12 protein-coding genes are annotated in these 9776 nt (G+C 59.1%); 5 read left to right on the top strand and 7 right to left on the bottom strand.

Translation table 11 applies throughout. The features are described from left to right. Nucleotides 1-27: 27 nt before the first annotated feature. Nucleotides 28-2664, bottom strand: a complete 2637-nt coding sequence (locus HU731_RS03650) for a Tc toxin subunit A (protein WP_186608366.1) — start codon at nt 2662-2664, stop codon at nt 28-30. A gap of 183 nt (nt 2665-2847) precedes the next feature. Further along, complete coding sequence (locus tag HU731_RS03645; RefSeq protein ID WP_186608365.1) at nt 2848-3324, bottom strand: PA2171 family ribosome-binding persister protein; 477 nt, start codon at nt 3322-3324, stop codon at nt 2848-2850. A gap of 300 nt (nt 3325-3624) precedes the next feature. Between HU731_RS03645 and HU731_RS03640 the strand changes: the two genes are divergently transcribed. After that, the gene (locus HU731_RS03640; RefSeq protein WP_186608364.1) at nt 3625-3831 is read left to right on the top strand and encodes a PLDc N-terminal domain-containing protein; all 207 of its coding nucleotides are present in this window, start codon (nt 3625-3627) and stop codon (nt 3829-3831) included. A 60-nt stretch (nt 3832-3891) separates the two neighbouring features. On the opposite strand, the gene HU731_RS03635 is transcribed toward HU731_RS03640, so the two are convergent. Continuing rightward, nucleotides 3892-4452 (bottom strand): type 1 glutamine amidotransferase domain-containing protein, encoded by a 561-nt coding sequence (locus HU731_RS03635; RefSeq protein WP_186608363.1) that lies wholly within the window; start codon nt 4450-4452, stop codon nt 3892-3894. A gap of 30 nt (nt 4453-4482) precedes the next feature. Further along, on the bottom strand, nt 4483-4986 hold the full coding sequence (locus HU731_RS03630; protein ID WP_186608362.1) for a DUF4142 domain-containing protein: 504 nt from the start codon (nt 4984-4986) through the stop codon (nt 4483-4485). 196 nt (nt 4987-5182) lie between these two features. On the opposite strand from HU731_RS03630, the gene HU731_RS03625 reads away from it, so the two are divergent. Then, nucleotides 5183-5392: a hypothetical protein gene (locus HU731_RS03625; protein WP_186608361.1), complete on the top strand. Its 210-nt coding sequence runs from the start codon at nt 5183-5185 to the stop codon at nt 5390-5392. Between the two features lie 145 nt (nt 5393-5537). On the opposite strand, the gene HU731_RS03620 is transcribed toward HU731_RS03625, so the two are convergent. Further along, entirely contained in the window at nt 5538-6383 is an 846-nt protein-coding gene (locus HU731_RS03620) for an AraC family transcriptional regulator (RefSeq protein WP_186608360.1), read from the bottom strand. Nucleotides 6384-6492: 109 nt separating this feature from the next. On the opposite strand from HU731_RS03620, the gene HU731_RS03615 reads away from it, so the two are divergent. The 3 genes from HU731_RS03615 (at nt 6493) to glsB (ending at nt 8285) form a co-directional block, all read left to right on the top strand. Further along, a complete protein-coding gene (locus HU731_RS03615; RefSeq protein ID WP_186608359.1) occupies nt 6493-6903 on the top strand; it encodes a hypothetical protein in 411 nt (136 codons plus the stop codon). Nucleotides 6904-6976: 73 nt separating this feature from the next. Then, nucleotides 6977-7321 (top strand): hypothetical protein, encoded by a 345-nt coding sequence (locus tag HU731_RS03610; RefSeq protein WP_186608358.1) that lies wholly within the window; start codon nt 6977-6979, stop codon nt 7319-7321. Nucleotides 7322-7376: 55 nt separating this feature from the next. Beyond that, nucleotides 7377-8285 carry a glutaminase B gene (gene glsB, locus HU731_RS03605; RefSeq protein ID WP_003191719.1) on the top strand — a complete coding sequence of 303 codons (909 nt, stop codon included), beginning with the start codon at nt 7377-7379 and terminating at the stop codon, nt 8283-8285. A gap of 94 nt (nt 8286-8379) precedes the next feature. Here glsB and HU731_RS03600 read toward each other — a convergent pair whose 3' ends face one another. After that, nucleotides 8380-8703, bottom strand: coding sequence for a hypothetical protein (locus HU731_RS03600; protein WP_186608357.1), 324 nt, complete (start codon nt 8701-8703; stop codon nt 8380-8382). Between the two features lie 413 nt (nt 8704-9116). After that, nucleotides 9117-9356, bottom strand: a complete 240-nt coding sequence (locus HU731_RS03595) for a DUF6124 family protein (protein ID WP_186608356.1) — start codon at nt 9354-9356, stop codon at nt 9117-9119. Between the last annotated feature and the right edge of the window lie 420 nt (nt 9357-9776).

The raw sequence follows: 9776 nt of genomic DNA, 5'->3' as shown, positions 1-9776 counted from the left end.
CCTTGAACCGGGCGAAATACAACGGGGTTAGGGTGCTGTGGCGATTAATGCCGAGCCAACGTGTTGCCAGTCTTCATTCATCAAGGTGGCATGCAGGTCGGTAGCCTTGAGCAAGGCGCTGGCGGAGAGGCCGGTGAGCCTGACGGCTTCATGGCAACGCATGAGCCAGTCCAGGTCAGCCAGGGTCTTCACCTGTTTGGCAGACAGGTATTCAGCGAGCAGGTTGATTTCGTCGACATCCCACTTGAACAACGCGGCCAGTTGCGCGGTGCAAGCCCCATCGTCAGTCACGGTGGAGCCTTCAACGGAGGATGAATTGGCGCACTGCAAATAGGCGAGCACGCTGTCCTGGGCCAGCCCGTAGGTGTTGAGGCAATGGGCAAAGCGTTGCAGCAGGTACAGCGTGTTCAGCGTCAGCTTGAGCAGCGAGCTCGCCGTGTAGTCTGTGCTCAGCCAGTGCGGATGAAACACGAAGGCCTGCAAGGCCTCACGGCTCACCGCCAGCCCCAAGGAGACTTCGGCATCCGGCAGGCTCAGCAACACATTTTTGTGCAGCTCCGCGGTGGAGTCGGCCGTGGCCGTGCGGGCAATTTGCCGAACCACGAGTCTGCGCCATTGCAGGTACGTAGCCGGGTCGCCGGCAAGGTGCGCGGGGGCATTGAGCAGCGTGTCGATTTTTTCTTTCAGCGGCTGCATTTGTTGGTAGAACGCGCCCAGTTTCTTGGTCACTGCTTGTTTGGCGTCGTTGCGCAGAACCGTGTTGCGTTCGGCGTCCAGGCTCAGGGTCTGGGCTTCGATAAGCTGCACAACCCCATTGGGCAGTTCTTTGGGCGGCGCAGGCTTGAGCTGCGGTTGGCTGTGCAGCAGCCCTTGTACGATGAGGGCATGCCAGGCAATGGGCGCCGCCTTGGTATCGGCCTCGGGCTGGGGCAATGACAGGTCAGCGAGGTCTCCTTGCGCCAGCAGGCCATGCCGGGTCAGTTCGATCACCTCATCGAGTTGGGTGATGTACGTTTGCACGTGGGGCGGTGGGGATTGGGCATCCAATAGCAATTGGCGGCGAAGTTGATCAACCGTTTGCCCCGTGTCATTGAGCCAGCTGACCAGCCAGTCCATTTGCATCAGCACATCGAGCAGGTCGGCAGGGGCATTGACGCCCGAGCGACGCAGGCTCGGGTTGACCAGCTGGGCGGTGTAATCCTTACCGCCCAGCAGCGCCGCCACCTGGTAGCTGTCGAGCACTGACAGCCCGAACAACTGCGCGATCCGGGCTTGGCGATACAGCGCGCTATAAAACGTCAGTGTCGGGCAAGAGGCGGGGAGATGCAGGCGGGCCTGCTTGATCAGCCAGTGCAACGAGTCCGGGGTATCGCTCAGGTGCAGGCCGGCGCAGAGCGGGTGGCGCAGGGTTGTCGGGATTTCTTCTTTCAACGCCAGGGTCGGTCTGTCCAGCATCAATGCCTGGCCTGGGAACGGGCCGGGGTTGAACACCTCGTCGTACAGCGACAGGCGAGTGCCGGGTGCCCACACCGGTATCTCATCCAGCACGGCCGCAAAGGCTTGCAATGACAGGCCGTAACGACGCTCCAGATAGCGATAGACCCCCAGTGCCCGCAGGGTGTTGTCGTTGGCGGGGCGCGCCGGGTCACCCTCGTCTTCACGCCGTACGACGCTCGTTAACAGGGCGTCGAGTGCGTCAAAGGGCAACTGCGTCCAACGTTGCAGGCGGATCATTCGGTGCAGGCGCTGGTAACGTTCCCATGAGGTATTATGCAGGCGGGCGCCAGCCTGGTCCTGCGTAGCGATCGACAGGGGCGACTGGGCTGCGCCGGCCTCGGTGATCGGCCCGTTCACGTACGCAGCACCGTTGTGCAGGCGCAGCTTGGCCGGCGGCGGTGGCAGGGCGCTTGCCAAGACCTTGCCCGACAGCACCGGCACATACTTGCCACACGCTAATAGCGCTTCAGTTTGATCGGCGGTGAGTCCGGTTTGTTGTAACCAGTGGGACAACGCCTCAAGGGGCTGCTCCTGGGTACCATAGTGCTGGGTGAAAAAATCCTTTGCCTGTACGTCTCCCGTCTTCTCTATAAAGGGCTCCGTCAATAACACCTGCTGGGCAGGGCTCAGCCCGGACAGCAAACGTTGCGCTTCATAGGCTTCATGCCTGACCACGCCGTAAGTGTTCTGCGCACGCTGGCCGGTGGGCAGCTTGAGGCTGATGCGGTAACTGAGTTCGCCCAATTGTGGCTTGTCGCCGGATAACCCGAGCCAGCACTGGCGATGCGCGCGTTCGAACGGCAGCACGAAGGGGAAGCGTTGCTTGCCGAGCACCTCATCAAGGGAGCGGCCGCGGTATTCACGGCGGGTTTGTTTGAGGTGAGCGTCGATCTGGCGTGACAGGGTTTCGTTGATAATCGACAGTTGCGCAATCACAGCGCTGAGGCTGCGTTCGTCCAGGGGCAGTGTCTTGAGTTCGGGGCGGCGCTGGTCCAGGGTGATCTTGTTGTGTTTGCCTTTGCCGTTTTTTTCCAGCGCCTGGGCAAACAGGTATAGCGCCTTCAGGTAGGCGATCGGGGAGTCGATCGCGGCCATGGAAGAGGGCGAACACAGCAGGTGCCAGTCCTCTTTGAACAGGTGGGTATAGGTGGGGGAACGCGCGTCCATTGTGATGAATCTCCTGAAAGCCCCCGGCCACTGCCAAGGGCAATGGCACGCTAGCATGGGGCGCCACGCCGGCTCGGTCGGCCGGATCGCTGAGTGAGCGAGGAGAAATCATCGGTGCAAATCGATAGCGCGACAGGGCCTGTGGGTCACTGTCGCGCGAACTTTGCGGCGAGGAGGCAGCCGTTACGCCGCCAAAGGTTTTTTCGCCATGGCTTTTTTATGCGCGGCCTTCATCGCTTCCATCTCGGCCCCCAGCTCTTCGAGAAGCGCTTTACCCAGCAGCTTTTTAGCCTGGGGGAACATCTCGGTTTCTTCTTCTTCGATATGGTGCTCAAGCAGCTCCTTGACCACTTTGACGCGACCGGAAAACTCGGTGGACGATGGGTCGGTTTTCTTCAAGTCCGGCAGTACCAGCGCGTCGACCGTGCGGTGCTCTTCCTTGGCTTCGTGGTACATGATGTCCTGTTCCTTGCCCCCCGCTTTTCTGAACGCGGGGTAGAGGATTTCCTCTTCAAGCTGGGTGTGCAGGGTAATTTCCATTTCCAGTTTGGCCAGCAACTCGGTGCGCTTTTTCACACCGCGTTCAGTGGATTCGCTCAACTGGGTCAGCAGGGTCTTGACGCGTTCATGGTCGGCTTTGAGCAGGTCGATGGCATTCATAGGTAACCTCACGGAGGGTGTGCGGGCGTGTCGAAGTGCGCGCCTCGTGGGGAGGGGTGTTGCATCAGGCGTACCAACTTTATGTTTATAAAATTCTATTTAAAATCAGAAGGTTGGAGTTGTCTTGGGGCTAGGCTGTCGTGCAGCTTGCATGGTCGGGTTGCGTTGACATTGCACAACGCCCAACCGGTGGCTGACGCTCCAGCGCATCGGGGAAGCAGCCTGAAGCGTGGCCTGAAAATCTAATGGAACCCTTGGGGCATCTGCTGCACCTAACGCTTAGACTTCAGGAGGTGAATCATGCAAATTGAATATATCTGGATCGTATTGGCGGTGATTCTGCTGCTCTTGGAACTCTGGGCGATCAATATCGTATTGCGCAGCACGGGCGGATGGGAGACCAAGGGGTTGTGGGTGGTGGTGCTGGTGTTTGTGCCGCTGCTGGGGTTGCTTGCGTGGGCAATGTTCGGGCCCAAGCGTGAGATGGCGCAGCACCGTAAAAGCTGAAGCGGTGAGTGATAAAAAACAGGCGCCCATGGGGCGCCTGTTTTCATTGCGCTAAACCGATCAGCCGCCGACGGCCTTGGCAATCGCCTCATTGAACGCCGGTAGATCGTCCGGCGTGCGCGAGGTGATCAAGGTCCAGCCGTTGGCTTGGCATTCCTTGACCTCGGCATCCACCACGCTGGCAGCGCCGGCGTTTTCAAGATCGATGCGCACGCTTTTATAGGCGGTCAGGGTTTTGCCCTTGACCACGCCAGCGTCGATCAGGGTCCATGGCCCGTGGCAGATCGCCGCGATGGTCTTGCCGGCCTGCACGAATTCATTGATCAAGCGCAGAGCGGCAGTATCCTGGCGCAGGGTATCGGCATTGACCGTGCCGCCTGGGATGACCAGCGCATCAAAGTCGGCGCTGACCACATCCGACAGCTGTACATCGGATTCCACGGCCTGGTCTTTCTCCGTATCGCCGACAAACGTCTGGGTGATGCCGCCTTTGCTGGACGCGTGCGTCACGGTCGCGCCGTAGCCACGCAGCGTCTGCAGAGGCTTGAGCAGCTCGTCGCGCTCGATACCGGTGTTGGAGGTGATGACGAGGATGTGCTTGCCGTTGAGTTGTGAACTCATGGTCGAGTGTCTCCTTGGGTCATGGATCGATTAATGGGCGTATTTGGTTTGCAGTTCCTTGGCCATTTTCAGGTGGGCTTCAAGGGTGGGCAGGGTCTTGGTGGCGAAGGCTTTCAGCTCGGGATTGTCCGAGGAGGCCGCTTCTTTCTTGAACAGTTCGACGGTTTTTTCATGGGCCGCCACCTGGTTGTTGGCGTAGGCCTTGTCGAACGATTCATCGCGCATTTCCAGGATGGCTTTCTTCGCCTGGTCGGTAAGTGCGGCGTCATCGGGGACTTCGATATCGAGTTTTTTCGCCAGGGCCATCAGTTCCTGATTGGCCTTGGTGTGGTCGGTGACCATATGCTGGGCGAAGGTCTGTACGTCCGCCGAGCTGCTTTTTTCCAGGGCCAGCTTGCCCGCTTCCACCTCGGTGATACCGCCCTCGGCGGCGTTGTCGACAAAGTCGTTGGAGGTCGCCGCCATCGCGGTGGACATCGAGCCTGCGATCAGCATGAAGGTAAGGCCCATTGGTTTCATCAGTCGAGTTTTCATGGTGTCTCTCCTTGGAAATGGCGGGATGCCGTTACCTGACTGTTGAATGGAGAGGGGGGTAAAAGGTTTAAATTTTTTTGTGCTTTTTTGCCCAGTGGTGAGGGGGGGTAATTGACTTGAACCAATCCGGATTCGCAGGGTTCTGCTGCATAGGGCCGTCATCTCAGGGGCCCGCTATTGCCAGGAGGATTGCATTGTGACCGATCATAAGACCGCCGATAAAACCCCCGACCCCGTCAGCTCTGAAGACGTGCAAAAAGGTAATGCCGAGTCCACCCAAGGGCAAACGCTTGAACCTGCGAATCCCAAGACCGAAACCATCGACAAAGTCGTGACGCCGACCTCGATCAAGGAGATTGAACGGCAAACGGATGCAATCAATGAGAAGCTTAACAACGGGCGTTGAAGCTGCTGAGTTGACCGGTGGATTGTTCCCACGCTCCGCGTGGGAATACGGCCCAGGACGCTCTGCGTCCCTACGCGTGACGCGGAGCGACACAGGAGGCATTCCCACGCAGAGCGTGGGAACGATCAGATCAGATCCAAACAGCTCACGTCAGCGCAATAGTTGATGCGTTGCTTCGCGGCCCAGCGGTACTGGCACGGTCCGCCAGGTAACGCGCCGGCGGTTGGCCCATGGCCTTGCGGAACATGGTGATAAAGCCGCTGGCATTTTCATAGCCCAGGTCCAGTGCCACGCTCTGCACACTCTCGCCGTTGGCCAGGCGCTGGAGTGAAAGGATTACATGCAACTGGCGGCGCCAGCGACCGAAGCTCAGGCCGATCTCTTCCAGCAGCAGGCGGGTCATGCTGCGTTCGCTCATGCCGATGCGCACGGCCCATTCGCCCAGGGTGGATTTGTCGCCGGGGTTGGCCAATAAACTGTTGGCCAGCCGATGCAAGCGAGGGTCTTGGGGCATGGGCAAATGCAGGGCTTCGATGGGGGCCTGGGCCAACTCGTCGAGTAACGTCGCCACCAGCCGGCCCTGGGCGCCGTCTTCGTCGTAGAGCGGCGGAAAGCTGACCGCCTTGCCGACCAATTCGTGCAGCAATGGCGACACCGACAGCGTGCAACATTGCCGGGGCAGGGCGCTGGCGGCGTCCGGGTTGATCAACAGGCAGTACACATCCGCTTCGCCGGCACCGCGGGCCGCGTGGGTCACACCGCCGGGAATCCACAAGGCGCATTGCGGCGGCACGATCCAGATACCCGCCTCGATCACGCAATGCACCACGCCGCGCAGGGTGTAGATCAACTGCCCGTGTTGATGGTGGTGAGGGGTATGTTCCCAGCGTTCGGACGTACTCGAAGCGCCCACGGCCACTATCGAGCGAGGGATGGCGGCGGCGTCGCGAACCCGGCAGGGGTCGTACTGGTCGAGGCGGTGATGAACCATGGTGATAACTGCCTTGGCTGGATTGCGAAATATTCTGGCTATTCTGTGCAATGCTGTCCAGCGTCCTGCGCTCTATGATGAGAACCAATCTCATCCAAGGAGCTTTGCCATGCGACTCGACAGTTCAACTTTCCCCGTGGTGAAAATCTTTTTTGACGCGCCTAACGAGGGCGGGCCGGAAGACGCCTTCCTGACCTTCGAACGCCTGCTGGCCCGTGAGCAGCCCTTCTTGCTGCTGCACGAAAAAGCCGTGGATGAAAACAATCACGAACACGCCCACGACGAGCGCAAGCGCGCCTCTATCTGGATGAAGAAAAACAAAGCAGCCTTGCGCGCGTACGTCAAAGGCATGATCCAGGTGGAGCCCAGCGCCGCCAAGCGCCTGGCCCTCAAGCCTTTCGCCGTGACATTCGGCAAGGCCTGGGGCTACCCGCTGCTGGTGGTGGAGTCCAAGGACCGTGCCTGGGCGCTGGCCCAGGACGTGCTGGATGAGGAAGTGTCGGATGTGGCGCATTTCTAAGCCTGGCCAAAGCTCGACAGCGTCCACAATTGAACTACCTTGATTGACGAGCCTTCCCACTCGGTACTCAAGCATGCGCACTTTATGGACGCGGTATCTGGCGTTGCTGGAAAACGACCTGAGCACGCAGATTTTCGACAACGTCAAGAACCTGTTGGTCTGCGCGCTGTTGTTTGCGGCGGGGACCAACGCGTTGATGGGGCCGCACGAGTTGCTGATCGGTGTATTCGCGTCCAGCGTTGCGGGCTGGGGCTTGATTGTGTTGTCGACGCTGCTGATGTTGTTGAACGTCAGCGACGGCATTCGCCGCCTGGCCAAATTGCGTTATCACTTGGCGTTGCAACTGTTGTTGATCCTGATCTACGTGGTGGTTGCCGAGCGGGTGGTAGAGATTGTGTGGGTGTTGCGCGCTCAGTGACGTATCCTCCGCGCCTCGTTTACCACTGATTCAAACAAAGATGACAGGACAAGCTATGCAGGCGCTGCTGGAGTCGATCCTCGACGAAGTGCGCCCCTTGATCGGCCTCGGCAAAGTCGCCGATTACATCCCCGCGCTGGCCGACGTGCCCGCCCACCAACTCGGCATCGCGGTATACGGCAACGACGGCGCGGCTTACTGCGCCGGTGATGCCGACACGCTGTTTTCGGTGCAGAGTATTTCCAAGGTCTTCAGCCTGGTGCAGGCCATCGACCATGGCGGCGAAACCATCTGGGAACGCTTGGGCCATGAGCCCTCGGGGCAGCCATTCAATTCCATGGTGCAATTGGAGTTCGAGCGTGGACGCCCGCGCAATCCCTTTATCAATGCTGGCGCGCTGGTGATCTGCGACATCAACCAGTCACGCTTCGCCGTGCCGATTCTGTCGATGCGCGATTTTGTACGGCGCCTGTCGGGCAACCCGCAGATCCTGGTCAACAGCGTGGTGGCCGAATCGGAAGCCCAGCACGGTGCGCGCAATGCGGCCATGGCGTATCTGATGAAGTCGTTCGGCAACTTTCATAACGATGTGGACGCTGTGCTGCACAGCTACTTCAACTATTGCGCGCTGCAGATGAGCTGCCTGGATCTGGCCCGGGCGTTCAGCTTCCTGGCCAACGAAGGCGTGAGTGCCCACAGTGGCGAGCAGGTGCTGACGGCGCGCCAGACCAAGCAAGTGAACTCGATCATGGCCACCAGCGGGCTATACGACGAGGCGGGCAATTTTGCCTACCGCGTGGGCCTGCCGGGCAAGAGCGGGGTCGGCGGCGGGATCGTCGCGGTGGTGCCGGGGCAGTTCACGGTGTGCGTGTGGTCGCCGGAGCTGAACGCAGCGGGTAATTCGCTGGCGGGGATGAAGGCGTTGGAATTGTTGAGTGAGCGGATTGGGTGGTCGGTTTTTTGAGATCATTCCCACGGGCATGGGGACGAGCATCAGACTGAAGTCGAATCGGCGCTCAAAACCAAACTTCATCTCGTTCAGTCTAGGTTGTCATAAATTAGGCGGTCTCTTTCAAGAATTCAGTTTCGATGTCGCCGTTACTGGACGTGCGTTTGGCTGTCCATTTCTCAAAAGAGGGGGAGCCGTTAACGTAATCCGCTTCCCAACGCCACGAACCGCCACTGGTTTCAAACCAGAGCACGGTCTCGTCTCGACCATCTCCGTAAAGGTGATAGTGGCCACTGACGGGCTCCGATATGCTGGTAAGCAAATAATGAAATTCTCCACTGAAGGAACCTGCTGACTGATCGAACTTTTTAATAGTCAGACGGAATACGTTACTGGATCCGCCGTCGTAGTTTCCGGATAGAGAGTAGATCATGGGCAGTTCCTGATAAGTAGCGAGAGAGAAAGTGATACGCAGTCATACTGAGTGACAGTTCTCTTACGAGAACCTGTAGGAAATGACAGTTTTTTATAATGTTACTTCATAAGGATCGCCTTCCGGCTCCCTTTACTGAATGCTTGCGTGGCATATTTCAGTGTGTAGAGGCCGCTATTCGGTCGGTCCCACGCTCTGCGTGGTAATGCATGCAGTGACGCTCGGCGTCACCTCGCACAGCCTGACGCAGAGCGCCCGGGCATGCAGAGCTTGGGAACGGTCACTGTAGGAGCGAGCTTGCTCGCGAAAAACGCCCAGGCTCTGCGGTCTTCCAGGTTGCCCGCGTCATCGTTGACGATCTTCGCGAGCAAGCTCGCTCCTACAGTGGGTAAGGGCGCGGCGCGAGCATCAGGTCAAGTGGCCGGATGGGTGTCATCCAGTGCCTTGTCCACGAGCAACTGCACACCTTCGAGCATGCGGCAGATGCCCAGCGCTACGTTGCGTTGGGTGCCGTCGATTTCAAAGGCTAGATGGGTGGCGATGTCGGTGATGGAGGCTAGATCCTGGGACGCGTTGATCAGCAGGGTTTCGGTGCCCAGGCCGGAGCGCACATTGAAGAGTTGTTCTGGTGGGTTGGGGCTGTCTTTGATCACGGTGAAACTCCAAGGGATATGGAGCTGCCACGGTTCGCGGTCAAACGAATTAGGGTGGCAGCTATACGCGGGTTGACCGACCGGTCCCAAGGAGCCCGGCATACCCGGAGGTATCCCGCGTACAGCTGCCGCGACACGATACAGCAGGCGTAAAGAAAACGCCTGATTCGATGTGGCACAGGTGCAGTTGGGAGTCGGACGGTCAAATCCGGTCGCTGAATTGGCAGCGACGGCCCAGAGGTTAGTCAGTGAAGTTCCGAGCGACAACCTGAAACAGCTGTGGGAAACGTCCGAGACCATACCCCACTGTAGGAGCGAGCTTGCTCGCGAAAAACTTCCAGGCCCTGCGGTCACCCAGGTTGCCCGCGTCATCGTTGACGATCTTCGCGAGCAAGCTCGCTCCTACAGTGGGTAAGGGCG

The organism is Pseudomonas salmasensis, assembly GCF_014268375.2.
Lineage (GTDB): Bacteria > Pseudomonadota > Gammaproteobacteria > Pseudomonadales > Pseudomonadaceae > Aquipseudomonas > Aquipseudomonas salmasensis.
The sequence above is the reverse complement of the archived record's forward strand: the minus strand, read 5'-3'. Positions and strand labels throughout refer to the sequence as shown.